Source organism: Flavobacterium sp. JAS (assembly GCF_020991455.1).
Taxonomy (GTDB): domain Bacteria; phylum Bacteroidota; class Bacteroidia; order Flavobacteriales; family Flavobacteriaceae; genus Flavobacterium.
In genome coordinates, this window is sequence record NZ_JAJMOX010000021.1 from 32,241 (window position 1) to 51,071 (window position 18,831).

The 18,831-nt window shown below is 31.9% G+C and carries 20 protein-coding genes; 6 read left to right on the top strand and 14 right to left on the bottom strand.

Annotated elements, in window-relative coordinates; all coding sequences use genetic code 11:
- Positions 1-285: 285 nt before the first annotated feature.
- Positions 286-633, bottom strand: a complete 348-nt coding sequence (locus LPB88_RS22955) for a helix-turn-helix domain-containing protein (protein WP_230717995.1) — start codon at positions 631-633, stop codon at positions 286-288.
- 98 nt (positions 634-731) lie between these two features.
- On the opposite strand from LPB88_RS22955, the gene LPB88_RS22960 reads away from it, so the two are divergent.
- From LPB88_RS22960 to LPB88_RS22975, 4 genes are read left to right on the top strand one after another with little or no spacing between them, the layout of a single operon-like run.
- Complete coding sequence (locus tag LPB88_RS22960) at positions 732-1,331, top strand: nitroreductase family protein (protein WP_230717996.1); 600 nt, start codon at positions 732-734, stop codon at positions 1,329-1,331.
- Positions 1,332-1,384: 53 nt separating this feature from the next.
- Complete coding sequence (locus LPB88_RS22965) at positions 1,385-2,143, top strand: acetolactate decarboxylase (protein ID WP_230717997.1); 759 nt, start codon at positions 1,385-1,387, stop codon at positions 2,141-2,143.
- A gap of 26 nt (positions 2,144-2,169) precedes the next feature.
- Positions 2,170-3,597 carry an L-dopachrome tautomerase-related protein gene (locus tag LPB88_RS22970; RefSeq protein ID WP_230717998.1) on the top strand — a complete coding sequence of 476 codons (1,428 nt, stop codon included), beginning with the start codon at positions 2,170-2,172 and terminating at the stop codon, positions 3,595-3,597.
- Between the two features lie 5 nt (positions 3,598-3,602).
- On the top strand, positions 3,603-3,902 hold the full coding sequence (locus LPB88_RS22975) for a putative quinol monooxygenase (protein WP_230717999.1): 300 nt from the start codon (positions 3,603-3,605) through the stop codon (positions 3,900-3,902).
- A 419-nt stretch (positions 3,903-4,321) separates the two neighbouring features.
- Here LPB88_RS22975 and LPB88_RS23925 read toward each other — a convergent pair whose 3' ends face one another.
- The 7 genes from LPB88_RS23925 to LPB88_RS23005 all read right to left on the bottom strand — a co-directional run bounded on the left by LPB88_RS23925 (position 4,322) and on the right by LPB88_RS23005 (position 8,746).
- The gene (locus tag LPB88_RS23925; RefSeq protein WP_370635908.1) at positions 4,322-4,609 is read right to left on the bottom strand and encodes a winged helix-turn-helix transcriptional regulator; all 288 of its coding nucleotides are present in this window, start codon (positions 4,607-4,609) and stop codon (positions 4,322-4,324) included.
- A 147-nt stretch (positions 4,610-4,756) separates the two neighbouring features.
- Entirely contained in the window at positions 4,757-5,182 is a 426-nt protein-coding gene (locus LPB88_RS22980; RefSeq protein WP_230718001.1) for a MauE/DoxX family redox-associated membrane protein, read from the bottom strand.
- A 230-nt stretch (positions 5,183-5,412) separates the two neighbouring features.
- Positions 5,413-5,724, bottom strand: coding sequence for an ATP-binding protein (locus tag LPB88_RS22985; RefSeq protein ID WP_370635912.1), 312 nt, complete (start codon positions 5,722-5,724; stop codon positions 5,413-5,415).
- A gap of 111 nt (positions 5,725-5,835) precedes the next feature.
- Positions 5,836-6,594, bottom strand: a complete 759-nt coding sequence (locus LPB88_RS22990; RefSeq protein ID WP_230718003.1) for a siderophore-interacting protein — start codon at positions 6,592-6,594, stop codon at positions 5,836-5,838.
- Positions 6,595-6,849: 255 nt separating this feature from the next.
- Positions 6,850-7,029: a hypothetical protein gene (locus tag LPB88_RS22995; protein WP_370635909.1), complete on the bottom strand. Its 180-nt coding sequence runs from the start codon at positions 7,027-7,029 to the stop codon at positions 6,850-6,852.
- Positions 7,030-7,458: 429 nt separating this feature from the next.
- Positions 7,459-8,337, bottom strand: a complete 879-nt coding sequence (locus LPB88_RS23000; protein WP_230718008.1) for an SDR family oxidoreductase — start codon at positions 8,335-8,337, stop codon at positions 7,459-7,461.
- Between the two features lie 49 nt (positions 8,338-8,386).
- Positions 8,387-8,746 carry a DoxX family protein gene (locus LPB88_RS23005; RefSeq protein ID WP_230718010.1) on the bottom strand — a complete coding sequence of 120 codons (360 nt, stop codon included), beginning with the start codon at positions 8,744-8,746 and terminating at the stop codon, positions 8,387-8,389.
- Between the two features lie 118 nt (positions 8,747-8,864).
- On the opposite strand from LPB88_RS23005, the gene LPB88_RS23010 reads away from it, so the two are divergent.
- Entirely contained in the window at positions 8,865-9,227 is a 363-nt protein-coding gene (locus LPB88_RS23010; RefSeq protein ID WP_230718012.1) for a helix-turn-helix domain-containing protein, read from the top strand.
- Positions 9,228-9,756: 529 nt separating this feature from the next.
- Positions 9,757-11,034 carry a hypothetical protein gene (locus tag LPB88_RS23015; protein WP_230718014.1) on the top strand — a complete coding sequence of 426 codons (1,278 nt, stop codon included), beginning with the start codon at positions 9,757-9,759 and terminating at the stop codon, positions 11,032-11,034.
- 234 nt (positions 11,035-11,268) lie between these two features.
- On the opposite strand, the gene LPB88_RS23020 is transcribed toward LPB88_RS23015, so the two are convergent.
- From LPB88_RS23020 to LPB88_RS23045, 6 genes are all read right to left on the bottom strand, one after another.
- On the bottom strand, positions 11,269-11,727 hold the full coding sequence (locus LPB88_RS23020) for a TlpA disulfide reductase family protein (RefSeq protein WP_230718016.1): 459 nt from the start codon (positions 11,725-11,727) through the stop codon (positions 11,269-11,271).
- Between the two features lie 474 nt (positions 11,728-12,201).
- Positions 12,202-14,061 carry an O-antigen ligase family protein gene (locus tag LPB88_RS23025; RefSeq protein ID WP_230718018.1) on the bottom strand — a complete coding sequence of 620 codons (1,860 nt, stop codon included), beginning with the start codon at positions 14,059-14,061 and terminating at the stop codon, positions 12,202-12,204.
- Positions 14,062-14,143: 82 nt separating this feature from the next.
- The gene (locus LPB88_RS23030; protein WP_230718020.1) at positions 14,144-14,539 is read right to left on the bottom strand and encodes a DUF1573 domain-containing protein; all 396 of its coding nucleotides are present in this window, start codon (positions 14,537-14,539) and stop codon (positions 14,144-14,146) included.
- 44 nt (positions 14,540-14,583) lie between these two features.
- Positions 14,584-15,231 (bottom strand): bacteriocin fulvocin C-related protein, encoded by a 648-nt coding sequence (locus LPB88_RS23035; RefSeq protein ID WP_230718022.1) that lies wholly within the window; start codon positions 15,229-15,231, stop codon positions 14,584-14,586.
- A gap of 207 nt (positions 15,232-15,438) precedes the next feature.
- The gene (locus LPB88_RS23040) at positions 15,439-17,511 is read right to left on the bottom strand and encodes a hypothetical protein (RefSeq protein ID WP_230718023.1); all 2,073 of its coding nucleotides are present in this window, start codon (positions 17,509-17,511) and stop codon (positions 15,439-15,441) included.
- A gap of 591 nt (positions 17,512-18,102) precedes the next feature.
- Positions 18,103-18,831: condensation domain-containing protein (locus LPB88_RS23045; protein WP_230718025.1), on the bottom strand; the 729-nt coding region annotated here is incomplete at its 5' end.

Sequence of the window (18,831 nt, forward strand, 5' to 3'; positions counted from 1 at the left end):
ATTAATATAATTACAAAATAGAGTCTGACTCACAATAATTTATACTAGATTTAATTCCAAATTATGATGATCACTTTAAATTGAATAACATTGGTCAACACATTCTAAAAGTAGTCGTCAAATTATGCTAAAAGACTCTGGTCTGAGCCGCCCATTTTTCCAATCTCACAATGCTATTATACTAAAACACCTAATCTGAAACACTCCCAAAATCAATTAAAATATGTTTAAATCATATTCATCTAACTTCTGCAACCACTGCTGTTATCTTTAGCAACAGCCTGCTCATTCCACAACAACTATCCTTTTGTTGTTTTTAGCTGTTTCTTTTCCCCAACTAGCAATCGCTTTAAGTAAGGGAATGAGTGTTTTTCCAAAATCTGTTAGCTCATAATCTACTTTCAAAGGTGGTTTGGTGGTGTGTACGGTGCGTATAATCAAACCGTCTTCTTCCAATTCTTTCAATTGCAAACTTATGGTTCGCTCCGTAACCATTGGCAATTCTTTTCTCAATTCATTGTAGCGTTTCTTTTCAATTAAATGAATAAGAATGACTGATTTCCATTTTCCACCTATATATTTCATAGTCAGACTGGTGCTACATGGATATTCTTTATCGTTTATGCAATACATTTTTTTATACTATCTATTTTGACCGTTATTGCAAAGATAACAAACTATACTTATGTTTGCAACGATAAAAAGTATAGTATAATTAAAATTTTAGAAATATGAGTTTTTTAAATCTTGCAAAGAGCAGGTATACCACAAAGAAGTACAATTCAAACGAAAAAATTACGGATGATAAAATCCAGCAGTTAAAAGAAATTTTACACTTAAGCCCATCATCTATCAACAGCCAACCCTGGAAATTTACTTTCGTTTCAGACGAAAAAATAAAAAGTAAACTGGCAGCTGTTTCTTATTTCAATGAACAGAAAATAAATGAAGCAAGTCATTTGGTAGTTTTTAGCGCTATTGACGACATTGGAAAATTTGAAACGCAAATTCATCAAAACCTGCCAGAAGGTGCTGTTGGTTATTACAATCAGTTTATAAAAACCGGTTCAGAAACAGCAATTAAATCGTGGCTACAGCATCAGGTATATTTATCTCTTGGTTTTTTTTTAAGTGCCTGTGCAAATATGGAAATTGACAGTACGCCCATGGAAGGGATTAAAAACGATGAATACAAAAGCATCTTAAAACTCGAAAATTATAAGCCATTATTTGCAGTTGCAATTGGCTATAGAAACCCCGAAGATGGCAATCAGCCAGCTGTTAAACCAAAAGAGCGTCTGCAGATGGAAAGCGTTATCGAATTTTTGTAGGCAATTATAAAGGACATTTTCATTTGAGGAACATTCCTTTTAAAAAAAATATTATGAGATTAATACCAATCATCGCCGTTTTAACTTTTTTATGCTTTGAAGCCCAAGCACAACAACATGATGTCATCTACCATTACTCGGTAATGGATGCAATGCGCAACGGCATTTATGAGGGGGAACACAACATTCAATATCTGACAGCCAAAGGCAATTTTGGACTTGGCACTTATAATCTTTTAGATGGAGAATTAATTGCCTTAGACGGTATTTTTTATCGCATTGCCTCCGATGGAAAAGTAGTGGAAGAAACCAACCGAAAATCTCCATTTTTTTCTTTGGCTCAGTTTAAAAAAGATACTGTAATTACCTTTTCTTTTAACGGAACGGCAGAACAACTGCAACAAAAACTCCTTACTTTATTGCCATCGCAGAATATGCCTTATGCCATTAAAATCAATTGCAGTTTTTCTGAAATTACCACAGGTGGCGCAGAAAAAATTGCATCAGCTGACACTACAGGCCTTGCGGTATTGATGAAAAACAGGCCCTTGTACAAAGCCAAAAATATTACGGGCACTTTGGTTGGCTTTTATAACCCGCCATACTTCAGCAGTATCGATCTTTCTCCGTTTCATTTTCATTTTATTGCCGATGATAAAACATATGGAGGGCATTTGGTAGCAGGCTTACTAAACGGAAACCTAATAGTATCACTTGATGAAAAAGACGGATATACGGTAGAACTGCTTAAAAACAACCAACGTTTTCGTAACACGAAGTTCAAAAGTAACGACAAAAAATCTTCTTATTAAAACATTAATTATTAAATTAAAACAGAATGAAATTTAAAACAAAAATTGCAACTCTTGCAATTACCTTCTCCACTATGTTGGTACAAGCGGTATGGGCACAAAAGCCCAATGAAATACAGCACATAAAATTTGAAGATGAAGGCTGGGAACAGATGGCGCCCCAACTGCAACGCAAATATGTATACGGCGAAAAAGGGATGCTGGCACTATTTAAAATGGACAAAGGAGCAAAAGTCCCTTTACATCATCACTCTAACGAGCAAACTTCCTACATTACCAAAGGCAGTGTCAAAGTAACAATGCAAGGTAAAGATTACACAGTAAAAGCAGGTGAAGTACTGATTATTCCGGCAAATATACCACACGAGTTTGAGTGTCTGGAAGACGGTACCCTCGACATTGATTTTTTTGCGCCGCCACGTACCGATTGGATTAATGGAACAGCTAATTATTTTGGAAACACTGCAACTGCACAACCCCAATTAGAATCCGTGGCAGCTATGGATATTCGTCCGGGCGATGTGGCCGTATCTGCTAATGGACGTGTGTTTGCCACCATTCATCCTCTGGGCAGTCAAAAAATGCAATTGGTAGAAATTATCAACGGTAAAGCTGTTGCCTACCCTAATGAAAGTTTTCAAAAAAACAACCAGCCCGCCACCAATGCCAAGTTTGATGCCATGTTGGGATTAATATTCGATAAAAAAGGCAGGCTCTGGGTAACTGATATGGGACTTGAATTAGGAAAAACCAGATTATGGTCATTTGACATCAACACCAATAAAGTCATTGAAAAAATAGAATTACCAGGTTCTATAGCACCTAAAGGTTCATTTTTACAAGATGTTGTCATTGACGAGAAAAATAATTGGGCTTATCTTGCCGATATTGCCAATCCGGGTATTATTGCTATTAACCTGAAAACAAAAAATGCCCGTCGCTTTAGTGGTCATCACACATTGGCGGCAGAAGATAAAGATATGGTTATAGAGGGCAAAGTAATAAACTTTGGCGGCAAACCTGCACGCGTGGCTATAGATCCCATCACTCTTTCGGCAGACAGGGAAACTCTTTTCTTTGGTGCTATGAACGGTACCAGCTGGTACAAAGTTCCGGCAAAGCTTTTTAGGGAAAACAAAAATGACAAAACCATTGGCGAAGCCATTACAATTGCTGGTAAAAAAACCTTTAGCGATGGCGCAATAACAGATGCAATGGGCAACCACTATTTTACTAATTTGCAGGAGCACGCCATTACAAAACTGGCAATCGACGGTACTTTAACCAATATTGTAAAAGACAATACACTTTTGCTTTGGCCAGATAACACTTACCTGGGTCCAGATAACTGGATGTATATTTCTGCCAACCAATTGAACACTACTCCTGCATTTACGGGTGGTGTCGACCAAGGGAAACCACCTTATTATATTTACAGATTTAAATTAAAATAATAACCATGAAAAATAATTATATAACTATGGCCGTACTAAAAGCCAAAAGCGGCAAGCGGGAAAAACTACGGGAGGAATTATTAAAACTCATCACTCCCACCCGTAAAGAAGAAGGATGTTTGGAGTATATTCTTTTTGAAGATAAAAATCAGGCCAGTACATTTTACATGCGCGAGGCGTTTAAAGATTACAAAGCTTTTGAAGCCCACGGAAACACAGCGCACTTCAAAAACTTTGCATCGCAAATAAACGAACTGATGCTTGAACCTATACAATTGATAGAATTAGAACAGGTTTCTAATTAATAAAAAACACAGAATTAGTCATACTTCCGTTATGCTATTATAAATTTTTAAGCTTTACACTACAAAGGGTAAGCCATAATGCCAGCCCTTTGTAGTTGTTTTTAATCCCGAATCCAATGGAGTGAATACCTTTTCTGCCACAAAAAGTTAATACCGTTTTTTTGAAATATACCAGTAAAGTTAGATCCGAAGTATTTACTATCTATTAATTTTACGACAAGTTAACACTCCACAACTTTGAAAAAGGCAAAAGACTAGGAAAAAGTGATCCAATAGATGCCCCACTTTTCAAGAAGATTGTTATCGCCCAACATCGAAAGACTTAAAGTTAAAGTTCAGGTGACCCTCCTCTACAATAAAATACTGAGAATTATACAAAGATTTTTAGTTTCTTCGTCTGAATCTAGTCACTTACGATTTTATTTCCTCATGCTTTCTTTGACTTTTTCTCTATGCATCTTCCCCCAGTTACTTAGCTCGTGTATTACACTTTTCAAGGTCTTACTATAATCAGTTACCTCATAAACAACACTAACTGGAATGGTCTGATGCACAGTACGCTTAACAAAATCATTTAATTCCAAATCTTTGAGTTCTTTTGCCAAAATCTTTGGAGATGTACCTTGAACTGCCCCCAAAAAGTTGGACGTATTAACAAAATTAATTTTTTTGTACGATATGCCCAATATCCGCTTCCCATTTTTCACTTGAGAAACTATACAAATGTGTGTTTTGTCATAATTGACGCCCGATTCTCCAGTTTTAACTTGCTAGTTTTTGGGGAGGACTCATAATTAAATTTTATTTTTTTCATAGCTATTTAAATTTAAAATAATATTTAGTATCACAACCTTTTAATTTGGGTTATTTTTATTTTGTCTAAGCTGAACAATTATGCTTAACATAAATGCGGCTGCCGAGCCTGTAAAGACCGAATAATCCAATGGAGTCTTAATGCTTATTGCAATTGTCATGGATAAGGCAAATAATAACAACAGGGCACTACTTGCCCTGGCTATCCAAATTGTTTTAAAATTGGTCAATAATAAAATACCCAAGGCAATTTCAAGACCGGTAGCAGTATAGGCCAGCAATGGGATCAGGCTGTACGGAGCATAAGGATTTAAGCTTTGGGTGTATGTAACAAAGCTTTGCCAGTTACCCCACGCCGAAACATTTTTAGGCCAGAGGCCAAATCGGTCAGCACTGGCAGATAAAAATCCTGCACTTAATGCAATCCGTAAAAACCATTCTGCTATTTTAATTTCTTTTTCTTTCATTTTTTCTTAATTAATTATTTTGTTAAAGTAATAAGCACTGATGATAGAATTTAAGCTTCGTGGCCTTAAAATATATGCACGCTCTTCCTATATTCGCTGCTAATTAAATAAATGAAAATTTGGTTGGCGTATTATATTTAGATAATATAATGCATATTCCTATGAAAGTGAGCAGTGTAAATGAAGTGTAAAGAGTATATCTCAATATGGGTTAAAATTACTAATTTAAATTATACAACTGCTGTGCTTTCTGATTTTTTCCTTCTCGATGATTCACCTAATAAATCTATTCTGAGTGAGTAATGTACCATTTCCACAATGGTTTGTTCAGCAATTATTTCATGCCAAGAAGCCACAGGCAATTGGGAGATAATAATAGTAGAGCGCTTGCGATGTCTGTCTTCAATAATCTCCATAAAATCTTGTCTTTTATGATTTTCCAATGATTGCAATCCAAAATCATCTAAAATAATCAGGTCTTGTTTTTCGATCCTATCAATTTCTTTGAGATGTTTTTTCGAATTCCTGCTGTTTGTCTTGATAAGATGGCTATGTAAACATAATTAGGAGTTTCTTTTTGTGGTTTTGTCATAATGCGCCGGTTTGAATTCACATGGAATTAGATGAAATATAGTTCAATTTGCTAAACTTGATTAATCCGCCGTCCAATATGATACAGCAGCGTAATTTATACTGTCCCATATTAATCTATTTTTTAAATAATTCCTCAATTTATTTACAGTTTCAAATTCAGCAGCTATGTATATGTATGTTTCATTTTCTTTTTTATCTCGCAGCATAGTTTTTGAAATACTTGCTAGATAACTTCCTTTTTCAGGATGCGGGTTATGCAACCATGTTATTTGAGTCCTTGCATTTGAAGGTAAAGGTATTTCATCTTTTACACCGTAGACTTCCAAAAGGATTTCCGCTTCCACACCATCGGGTAGTTGTTCTAAAATGCAGCTTATGACCGGAAGTGCTGTATGATCACCTATAAGTAAGTATCGGTCAGATTTTGGGACAAGTGGTTTTGTACCTTGTTTCATTCCGACTTTTAATTTGTCACCTACTTTCGCTCTAGAAGCCCAGCTTGATGCAGGCCCATAATCTTCATGCAAGACAAAGTCTATCTTTAACTCTCGGTTAAACAAGTCTATCTTTCGGTTGGTATAAGTTCTTACCTGCTCAATTGATTCTTCAACGGTATAACTTTTTTCTTCATCTGGAAAGTAAATACTATTAGTCCCTTTTGATGGTATGAACAGCTTATTATTAGAACCTTCTTTTACATTCTTAAGTTGTTCAACTAATCTTTCCGGAATATGAAAAGTAATTCTAATGTAATGTGGTGTTATTAATTCCTGTTTTTTTACTGTAAAAACAGCTATTATCTTATTGTTAATATCCATTCTCTTATATCATTAAGTTATTCAACAAGGGCACATTTCAGTAGGATTAAAACTGGACGACTTGGACTGAATAGTGGACGCACGGTCTCAAAATATGGCGAAATAGTTTGGCAATAGTGTACCGCTAAATTTTGGTTTAGAAACTTGCCCTGTTCGGCTCTATATATCGCTCATCTGAACGTTTTTTCGTAAACTAATTCATCAAGTAAAGGAAAAAGAGGCAGCATTAATTATTCATAATTCAATATTCCTTTATCAGTCAAGTTCCTGAAATAGATTACCAAGGTCGAGTTCTTTAATTAACATATTAATTGACCCGTCGGAGTCGTACGACCAAAGTTTCTTTGGTCTATCCCAGTAAAGTTCTACACCATTTCCGTCTGGATCATTCAGATAAAGGGCTTCCGAAACTCCCTTGTCACTCGCACCAGTCATCGGATACTTTGCCATTCGTATGCGATGACAGATTTTGGCAAGTTCTTTCCTTGTGGCATAAAGGATAGCGGTGTGGTATAGCCCGACACCCTTCATAGGGGGCATGGTGACCCAGTGCTATGCCAAGTATTGAGACCAATATGATGATGATAACCGCCTGCTGATAGAAAAGCGGCCTGTTTTCCATAGGTTGACGTCAGTTCAAAGCCTAATAAATCTTTATCAAAGTAAGAGACCAATCAAGGTCGACCACCTTTAGATGCACGTGCCCTATCCTTGTAGTTGCGGAAACTGCATATTTTTCTTTCATTGAGCAATGTAATTTCTTTAGTTTATTCAATCTATAAATAGCTCTCCCTCTATTTGATACTTAGATTCGTTAAGCTTTAGGCTAAATAATTTGATACCCTTTGAATTGAAAGTAGGCGATTAACTATAAACCTTTGCTATAAATTGACTTACAGAAGTTGATTTTCTATTTAAGAAATTGGACAAGGTATCATCATCTTTGTCCATTGTTTGTTGAGCTATAGCTGTACCCCACATAGTGAACATACCAATGTACATTTCGGGTACGCCAGCTTTTTCCATAATAGCTTTAAACTCATTAACATCTAAGGATGTGTACTTGACTTTTTTATTTAATACTTCAGAAATATTTTGAGCTATGGTATTAAAACCAATGGATTCGGAATTGGTTAATGAATAGGTTTTATTTTTATGATCCTCTGTGGTTAAAACATGGGCAGCAGCTTCGGCCAACTCTTCGCGAAGGACCCAGCTTGCTTTTCCTTCTCCTGCAGGAAACAAAATATTTTCAGTCTCGGCCACTTTATCGCCGACAAAAGCGAGTATCATTTCAGCATAAATAGCATTTTGAAGTATAGTGTAGTCAATTCCACTTTCTTTTAGATAGTTTTCAGACTCAACGTGAGAATTTTGGAAATCTGCTATGGCTGAATCCTCATATCCCGGTTTTCTAACAAAGGAGGTATATACAATGTGATTGACTTTTGCTTCCTTGGCTGCTTCTATTACATTTTTGTGATGTAACGTACGGTTTTCAATAGCCTCCCTATTATTGCTAGACACCAACAATAATTTATCTACTCCTCGAAAAGCCTTTACCATCGAATCGTGGTCGGTATAATCGCCTTCCTTAATATGTACTCCTTTTTGTTTTAAACTAATTGCTTTGTCAGAATCTCGGACTAAAACCGAAATTCCTGTAGGACATACTCCTTTTTTTAATAAATGTTCAATTACTTTTGAACCAAATTGACCGGTAGCTCCTGTTACTAATATCATATTTCTCTTTATTTAAATGTGTGTCAAAAATTATTTCAATCTATAATTTTTAATTGTTTTGAAGTTTATAGTGGCTTACGTATGAAGCAATTAAAATTGCAAGAAAAACAATTCCTGCGATAACCTTATCCGCAGGGTCGCCTACTGCATAATGTGCTATAGAAGCCGATACGAACATAATGGCGAACCCGATGTAAGCGGTCTCTTTTAACAATCTAACGGGCAGCCATAGTAAAACCGCACCGATAAGTTTTGTAATTCCCAATTCAATCCGAAAATAATCCGGAAACCCTAAATGCGCCATTGATGCTTTTACTTCAGGTTTGGTTAGGGTCTCAAACGCAATATATACCATCATAGCGGAAATAATTCCGGTTGTAATGTAATAACTGATTTTTGTTGCTTTCATTATTTTTATTTTTAAAAATTTGACATTACAAAATTATGTATATTTACTAACTAAAGTAGAGTACTTACTAAAATGTAAGTAGTAACCTTTTGGTTAGTAGATCCCGAAAAAAAGAATAATGACAAAGAATAAATTAGAGTATTCACCTGTACAATGTACAAACCGTCTATCAGCAACAGAGGACGCTATATACGTTCTTGGAGGTAGGTGGACCATACGGGTTATGATTGCGATTTTAGGCGGACATACAAGGTTCAACGAATTACAACGAGCCGTAAAAGGTATTTCCGCAAAAATGCTATCAAGCGAACTGAAAAAATTAGAGATAAACCATTTGGTGGAAAGAACTGTATTTGCGGACCAAACCCCTGTAATAGTAGAATATCTTCCTACTGATTACAGTCAATCGTTGAAAGATATTATTACTGCTTTGACTCAATGGGGCGAAAAGCACAAAACGAAAATCACGACCGATAATTAGAATAAACCAACATTTTGCAGCTAACTGTATATTTCGGGAAAAGTGGCTCTTCGTCACTTTTCCCGAAATATACACCTTAGGATTTGTTTTAGCTACAGTCATATTGCACAAGGTTTTCAGCAATCAAAATGAAAAATTTTCGAACTGGTATGCTTTCGGATTTCTATCAGGAATCTGTCTCATTGCTTTGTCTGTTAAGCCAAATATGGTATTCATTTATCTTATCATATTTTTGTTAGGCCTATCAAGCCAATTGTTTCGAAACTTCGGTAGAATACTTTTTCAGCAGCATACGACTGATCATTTAAGAGGTAAGGTCATGTCAATTATCATATCTGACAGCAGTGTTATTCACGAGCGAGACTCTCGCGCCAGCAGGGAAAAATCTACCATTCATACTTTATTTATTCTTAAATTTTAGTGTTGTGGTTTAACTAATTTTACATAAATTTAATGCAGTCACATTCTTAATTTTTAAGGAGAAATAATCGTTGGAGGAGATATTAAAATTAACTTGAAATTACTAAAAATGAATAACATTCAGGATTTAAATATTAAAAATGAGATATTACCTATATTTGATAATTCTTTAAATTCTTTCACAAAAAATAAGATTCTTTATTTATTGGAAACACCCTTAATAAGTGAAGATAAAATTATAGAAAGGCAAAATATTCTCAAGGCCTTCGGATCTAATATGAAGGTTTTGGAGAGCTATTCTTATACAGTGCTTTATTTAAACGAGGTTCACTTTTTCCTAAATAATTTTAAAGCAGTAAATCTCAAAGGGAGGAGTTTACTCTTTTCAGGTCCTAGTGATGATGAAATTCTTTTAAATAATAAATTGCATCAAATGTTATTATTTTTTAACAGGCTGGAATCTGTCTATTTTTCAAGAATTACTTTAAAAGATTTTCCTGAAATTTATAGAAAAGATTTAAATAGAATTCTATCCTTTCTTTCATTCTTTGACTTGAAACATTATGAGTTAATAATTAGAGAAAAGCGTTTAAGAAGAAAACATGTTAAAGAATTAATCAATAAAATTCTGAAATTAAAGCTTGAACAAAGGATCGAAGCCTTTTGGGAAGATTTATTTTTGTTTGAATCTTATTGTTCTATTAGTGTGGCAATAAAAAATAAAAATTTTTCGTTTCCGACTTTTAAAGAAAAAGAAATAAGTTTGAATGATTTCTATCATCCAATAATAAAAAATCCAATTAAAAATAACTTTACAGCTTTCAGTAACGTTATTGTATTAAATGGACCTAATATGTCGGGAAAGTCAACTTTTCTTAAATCCATTAGTCTATGTATATATTTAGGAAATCTCGGACTTGCCATTCCAGCATCAAAAGGAATAATTCCTTTTTGTAGTGATTTTTCAATTGTAATTACTAAGCGTGATAATATTTTAAGTGGCTACAGTCATTTTATGACAGAAATTATTAATCTAAAAGATGTTGTTCTACAAGCAGCTGAAGGAAAAAGATGTTTTGCTGTATTTGATGAACTCTTCAGTGGAACAAATGTTGAAGACGCTTTGGAAATTTGTAGAACAACAATAAATGGTGTTAGTAAGTATAATAATTCATATTTTTTTATTTCCACTCATATCCAGGAATTACGAGATATTACTAACAATAATATATCTACATTTTATTTAGATTGTGAATTGATTAATGATATGCCAACTTTTACCTATAAATTAAAAAAAGGATGGTCCAATATCAAAGTTGGCAGAATATTATTTGATAAAGAAGGATTGAATGAGCTTCTACACGTTTCTAAGGCGGTTAATAAATAGTTTATTATGAGGTTAAAATAAAATTCCAGTCCTTATAAATTCACTCAATTTTATGAACTTATCTTAACTAAAAAAGATCTAGATTTCTGCGCAGTTTTGCTCTAATGGGCCAATCCTCCAACTATTTTACTATTAATCTTAAATAAAATGAGTAAACATTAGATTATCTAATTGATGTCAAAATTCATTAAGTTGAAATTTTACTTTATCGAAGTTAATTTTGCAAACTAGATGTTATTTATTAATCTCCAATAACCGATCAATTTCCCTTTCTGTATTACCTACTATTATACCTTCATCTGTTTCAAAAAATCCTGAATATACTATTTTGTTGTTTTGAATTATTATGTAATAAGGAAAACTATTAAAGTTTAATTTTTCCATTGTTTCATTTTTTGAAACTGCAAAAAGTGTTGGAAATTTATAGTTCAATTTTTCAATTAGCTCTAGTGTACTGCTAAAGTTATCCTGCGGATATGGTACATGAACGGAATAGATCTGTACATCTTTATTGTCTTTGTATTTTAGGTACAGTCTTTCCAAATCCGGAAATTTCTCATAACATATACCACATTTTGTTGACCAAAAATCAAAAAGTATAATTTTGTCGTTTTCAATTTTAAATGATTTTCTATTATTATCAACAAATTTAATATTTGGAAATTGAGTTCCTTTTTTTATGTCTAAACTCAAACTGTACGATATTACGTTTGGCAAAATTAGGAAGGAAGTGATAACAGGAAAAATGAGTAATATTAAATAAAAAATATGTTTGCGCGAATGTAATAAACAAGTTATTACATAAAGAAGAGGTACCATTAATAAATAAATCCAAATTAATCTATATGAATAACCTTCGAAAAATAAAGATGGAACCCAGAGCAAAGTTATAAGAGGTAGTATAATGTTTATGAATCCAATAATTATTTTTGTTTTATTAATCTCTACATATAGATAAGTCACTATAATAGTAGCTATCTGTACAGTGAAGCTCATCCAGATATGATTTCCATCAAATATTATTAGGGACAAAATATAAACGAAGATCAGTAAGATTGACCAAATTAGATAATTGATTTTTTTACTTTTTGTAGCGAATTTATTCATTATAGTTTTACTTATTACTAAAATTATTTATTGCAGTTAAATAGTCATTTGCATGTAGTTTCATGTTTGATTATATTGTTCTAACACTTGACTCATCTCTTCCTTAATTTCCTCTATTGCAGTTGAATTTACTTTTACATCTTTACTTAATATCTCGCGAGCAACTTCTTTGGCTTTAATTTTCTGACCTGTTTTTTGATAAAGTTTGGCCAAGAGATATAATGGATAAAAACGATTTGGTGTCATGTAAATGGCCTTTTTATATGATTCTTCAGATTTTCTATAATTTCCCACAGATTGATAAGCATTTCCTAATGCAATTTCAATAATAGAATTTTTTAAATATTTTTTTGCAGTAATTAGTATTCCTATAGCTTTTTCATTTTGATTGTTTAATGTGCAGGTTTTTCCGTAATTCATAAGGAAATCACCATTTTTTCTAAAATGATGTGATACAGCCTCAAATTTTCTGCTACTTTCAGTAAAATTTTTATTATCATAATCTATCATAGCTATATTCCAAATTTTATAAGAATATTGTAATTTCCCCAAGTATAGCATGGTATGTAGACAAGCGATGAAGGTTATCGAAACTAACAGCTTTATATACAATCTTTGCGTGTTAGTTAATACTGTTATAGACTTTTCATAAAAAACATCTTTACTATCAATAGAAATAAATGCAAGACAAAATGTAAAAATCATTTTAATCGGCAAAATATGAGATGGATACGAAAATAAAGCGAGAACAATAATAGACGTAATTATCCCAGTCATAAAAATTTTAAATACGTGATGTTCTACAGAAGTACGTATATAAATGAGAATACTCAATACGAGAAGACTTAATCCAATTGCGCCATTTTCTACTACATATTGAATAAAATCATTGAAAGTATAATATATGTCATCTGATAATCTTTTTTCATCTTTTGTACTTACATTTTCTTGAAAGTATTGAGCTTGATAATCCATATAATATGCTTTAGAGTTTTCATATCCAATGCCTGTAAAAATATTATCTTTAATTATTCGGGTATTTATTTTCCATATAAAAATTCTTCCTCTAGTTGAGTCTGATTTTTTATTTGTTAATGAGAAATAGCATACAGATAATAAAATAAAAGAAATTACTAAGGCAATTGTTGTTTTTTTATTTTTTTTTAAATAAAAAATTTTTGAGCGAAAAATAATTATTGAACAGCCACAAATTATAGCGAGTATAGAGGCTTTGGAATTTATATATGTGTAAACAATCGTAATTATAGTTAATGCAATAATTGCAATAATTTTAATTAAAGTAATTAGCAATTTACTATAACTAGAATACTCCTTAGAAAGATGATCTTTAATTTTTTTTTGAAATAGTACAACTCCAAAACTAATAACAAAAATAATCCCTAAGAAACCACAATAGATGCCAGGATTTAAAAAATTTCCCGTTATAATAAAATTAAAGTTATATACATGTGCTGCCCCTTTAATTTGTAATAGTCCATAAAAGGCCTGGATTATTCCTGATAAAATTATTATTGCAATTAACAGAATAAGAAATGATATTTTGCAAGTTCTTAATATTAAATATAGGATTGATAAGCCAATAATTTCAAAAAAGCGAATGGAAAAACCGTAATCTGTTTGTATAAAAAATCTATTTATAATTATAAAGGCTAGTATAAGAAAAAGAGATATTTCTAATTTTTTTATTCTAAGACAAAAACTTTTTTGGTTAATTAAAAAAATAAATAATTGTATTACTAATAAAACAAGTAATAAATAATTAAAACTAAAAAATTTCGCTATTATAGTGGAATTGTAAAAGTCTAAATTTTCAACTACTGGAATGTAAAGAAATAATGCGCATAGGATGAGCATCTTAATGAAATTAAAAACTGCAATTAAATGTTTACTATTGTACAATTTTTTTTTTTAAATCTTTCTAACTTCAACGTGAAATCAAAGTTAGAAAGAATGATTAAATCTAATAAATTCTAAAAGTCATTTAATGACTAACTACACTTCCCTTTAAATAAAATGTATGAAAGCTTTGCTGGGTATTATCAGATGCGACAATTGATTTTGAGATTTTCCCAACATTATCTGCGATATACTGAATATTAATTTTAGCAAAACCATTTTTTTGTACCGAATCTTTTGTAAAAGTTGTAGTTGTACATCCGCAGCTAGTTCCGACAGTATCGATGATGAATTTTTCCTCTGATATATTTTTAATAAAGAATGTACAATTAACCGTATCGCCAATAGTAATTTTTCCGAAATTAAAAGTAGTATAACTTATTTTAATTTTTGATTGTTTAAATCGCTCCGAAGAATCATCTTTTTTAAGTTTACAATTTACTAAAAGCACCAACAATATAGATATGAAAAGGTATTTCATGTTAATTTTTTTATTTGATGTAATAATTTTGATTTGCTCGATTATTAGAATGCACACATTCCATTACACTCCCACAGCCCTAAAAAACCACATGCATTTGATTTAATTTCACAAGACGCTTCATTACATCTGTCAGCTCCCCATTGACATGTGAAAATTGCTCCTATATTGCAATCACAGTTTTCTTCAGAATTAGCTATTCGAGATGTAGACAACTGTTTTAAAGTAGTATTAGAATTAGGTGCTGATAATTTAAAGAAAATTATACCTAACTGTTCCTTAGTAAAGTCCTTTTTTGCCCTTTTTAGGAAATCTGGTGTATAGATATTTTTGAAATAAGCTTTTTCATCACTATCTTTATCTTCGAAAATTTTCTTAGTTATTTTATTTTTTAACTCTTCAATTAATTCTTGTTGTTCATCATTTAAAATTATTCCTTGAGATTTTAAATGCGTTCTATCATTTAGTAATTCATCATACTTATTAGACCAAAGGGAGTATTTTTCTTCACTCGATAGCAATACATAGGCTATTTTTTGATTTTCTTCATTTTTTTCACCTAGTACTTTAGAAATTTTAAGTTGAGATTTAATACTAACTGGTAAAGATTCAACTGTACTATCTTCTGAACAGCTAGTCATTAGACAAATAGTAAGCGTTAAAATCAAATTTTTGGTTAAAAATTGTTTCATAATTTTTTTTTTAAGTTAATAATTGAAAATAGTTAATAATTGATAAAAAAATCTTAATAATTGAGAGGTGTTACTTGAAATAAACCACACACTATATAATAAATTTTGTGTTATTTTTTATTAAGGTTAATATTCTTTGTAATTTTCACCTTATTAAAAGTTTTGTTAATTCTTAAAATATTTGACTTGTTCCACAGTCTTTTTTCACTACTTATAATTATCAGATCCAAGCCAATATTGTCTTTTGTTTTTGTCAATAATAAATGCCTGCTCCTCTTTGCCAACTGTTTTGTTTTTGAGCCAAAGCAATGCATTTTCTGGAATTTTATACTTCAATAAGGTGTCTATTGCTACTTGAGTGCCCGCGCTTTTCCATTCTCTATCCCAATAAAATAATTCATAAGTTTCACCTATATTTATATGATTATTGTCATTTCTGGCTTGAAATGTAATGGAGTAGACTCTCGTCGGTTTTTTAAACTTAAGTCCTATTTCGAAATGTGCTAAACCTCCTGCAAATTGCAAGGAGTTTGTTTGATCAAAAATCTTGTCGTATTCACTGTTGGCAACATTGTTTTTAATAAATGTATCTCCTTTTAGCGGCTGATGATTTTCATCATAAAATATAAGTTTGGCTATATATTTTTTAGCATCTTGCGCATAAAAGCGGATATATTGAAATTTTTTATCTGTTTTCAACTTAATGTTCTTTCTCTGTGTGCTATTTAAATTTTCTATTTTGTAAAGAAAAGTTGGATTAGCAAAATTTGGGTTATTAGCGCCTTCAAAGACACCTCCCGTAAGATCGGTTATCCATTTGCGCTTATGATAAAGTCTGGGGGTACTAAGACTATTTTTTCTGGTCAAAATGACAGAAATCATAGTATCTGTATTCGGCTTATAAAAAGAAATTGCGCCATTTTTTTTTATAAAAAACGGATAATTTATAGGACTAATTTTATCGTTTTTCACACTAGCTGCCATATATAAAACATTGCAACCCATAGTCATAAAGCAAAAAGTTGAACCCTTAATTTCTCCAGAACAAACAGGTAGCCACTCTTTTTCTCTATCAAAAACAAATAAAACAGCTTGATTACTTGGTGCGTTAAATAAGTTTTTTACTTTAAGGTTTACTGTTTTAATATAATCAGCGGTGACATCCTGTTGATTGGGATAAAGAGTATCGTTATTCTTGAAAAAATAAGTTTCCCGCATTACTTTTGGTATGCTTTCATTTTTATATATTTCTTTTAGTTTATCATTCCGAGAAATAACGTCGGTGGCATATTCATCCTTTCCATACTTAACATACAGCCAAGAGTGCCCTCTTCTATTGTTTCCCCAATGTGGAATTTTGTCTATAGTACTCACGATTCCTAGGGATCGAAACACCTGAACTAAATAATTCGAGCCATCATCGCAAATTCCGAATCGGGTATTCTCAATTTGGCTAACACTTAACGGCTGAGGATAAAATTCGTCAATCTTTAAATTAATATGATAATTGAAATTTGCTTTTACTGAGTCTACTACTGATTGTAAAGAACGCCCATCAAGTAATTCTTTGAGTGCCCAATTATATTGCTGGGACAATTTTAAACGAGAATTTTCTTCAATGGGTTCGTTACGTGTTTTGTATGGCAAAATATAATTACAAAAATCATTAAAAGAGGCACGTCTATCCAAAGGTATTCTGTTCCAAGCTTTAAATGCTAATTCAATATTATTTATAAAGTGTTTTGAACTTATCAATTGACTGTCATAAACTAGTTTAGTAAAATACTCACTATTTATTTTGTGGACACTATCTTGGCAATTTTTAAAGTAGTCCATGCGGTTCTTATAATCTAAGTCACTTTTGTTAGGATATTTACCAATACTATCAAAAAAAACATCAAATCTCGGAAGTTTTTGATAAGAACTACGACCGGACATATTTTCTACAAGAAATAAGGCCGCTTTATATTTTAAGCTATCGGTTTGTTTTTCCTTATAAAATGCCAAGACTTTTTCTATTTCTTCCCTGTTATCTCCTGCTTCATTCAAAACATATTCTACTTTACTCAGAGAGTTGCCACAAGAGATTAAAATAAAATGTAAAGACCAAATTAAAGTTATTATTTTCATGAGATCATTTTTAGCAAAATTTATAGAATTATCGATTTGACTAAGTCGGATATTGATTTTTTCTTCAACACTATTATTTCCACAGTATCTTGGTCTGGTTTGGTTTGGTTCGGTTTGTAAATATAAGATATTTTTTATAATAACAAGCAAAACGCATATTTTTTTTAATTACATAAAAAGAGCAGAGTTAAGAAAGCTTCTTCAACACTCTTAAAAACATGTTGGGAAAGATTAAGAATTGAAGTAAAGGAAACAAATGAAATAGCCTTTAAATTATATATAAACGAAGTTCAACATTAAAAACTTTCGACATGAATCTCATTTTTTATGACTTGTTTTCATATAAATAAACAAGAATTAATTATTTTTACTAAAAAAAATATTTAAAATTAAATCTTATAATTTTGACTTAATTATTGGGTTAATATTTTCTTAAATGGGCTGTTTTTACATTTTAACAAAATTTTGTATTCCCATCAAAAAAGTAGTCTGATTTTTTTGCGATATTTTGCTAAAATTTGTACCCCATTTGTACCTAAAAATGGCTCAGGCCTTACAAATAATATATTGCTAATTTCTGCATCGGAAAATAGTATACAAAACAACAATAAACGAACGGGTTAGAATATTGGCAAACAATATTTTAACCCGTTTTTCAACTCCTCTTTTGGATAGTATCCTGATACGTCTGTTTTGTTTCTTCAAAAACAACAGCAATATTATTTGGTGTTTTTCTAACCTTTATATAATATTTTCAGGTTGCTTTAGCAATTGTGTTAGTAAATTCTCAAAATGGGTAAACATTCTTTCGATCAGATATTCCTCATAGATGTCTGTATTATAGGAAACCATTAAACTCAATCCCTCTGATTCGACGAAAGTAAAACTGATATCAAACTGAGCTGTTGCATTAGAAAATTCATAAGGTCCCATCTCAAGATCTCTGAGTTCTTCGCCTTTTAGATTATTCAATTGTCCCTGGTTTTGTAAAACAACCAAAATATCAAATAATGAAGAACGGCTTGGATCTCTTTGCAGATTTAACTTGCCTACCAAGGCATCAAATGGATAACTCTGATGTTCATAAGCTCCTAAAAGGGTATTTTTCTGAGCAGATACCAAATCTAAAAAACTGCCTCCTTGCTCAAATCTCGTGCGGATAGCAAGTGTATTTAAATATAATCCCAATTGATTCTCTAAATCAGGATGTTCCCTACCCGCTATTGGTGTTCCAACTATAATGTCATTCTGACCTGAATACTTATGCAATAAAGTATTGATTCCCGCCATAAGTGTCATAAACAAGGTAACATCCTGCGCTTTTGAGAATGCTTTTAATTCCTCTAAAAATGTTTTCGGAAAATGATGACTGATATTAGCCCCATTATAGGTCTGAACCAAAGGACGTGTCTTAAAACTCGGAAGATCCAAAACAGGTAATTCTCCTTCAAATTGATTTAACCAATAAGC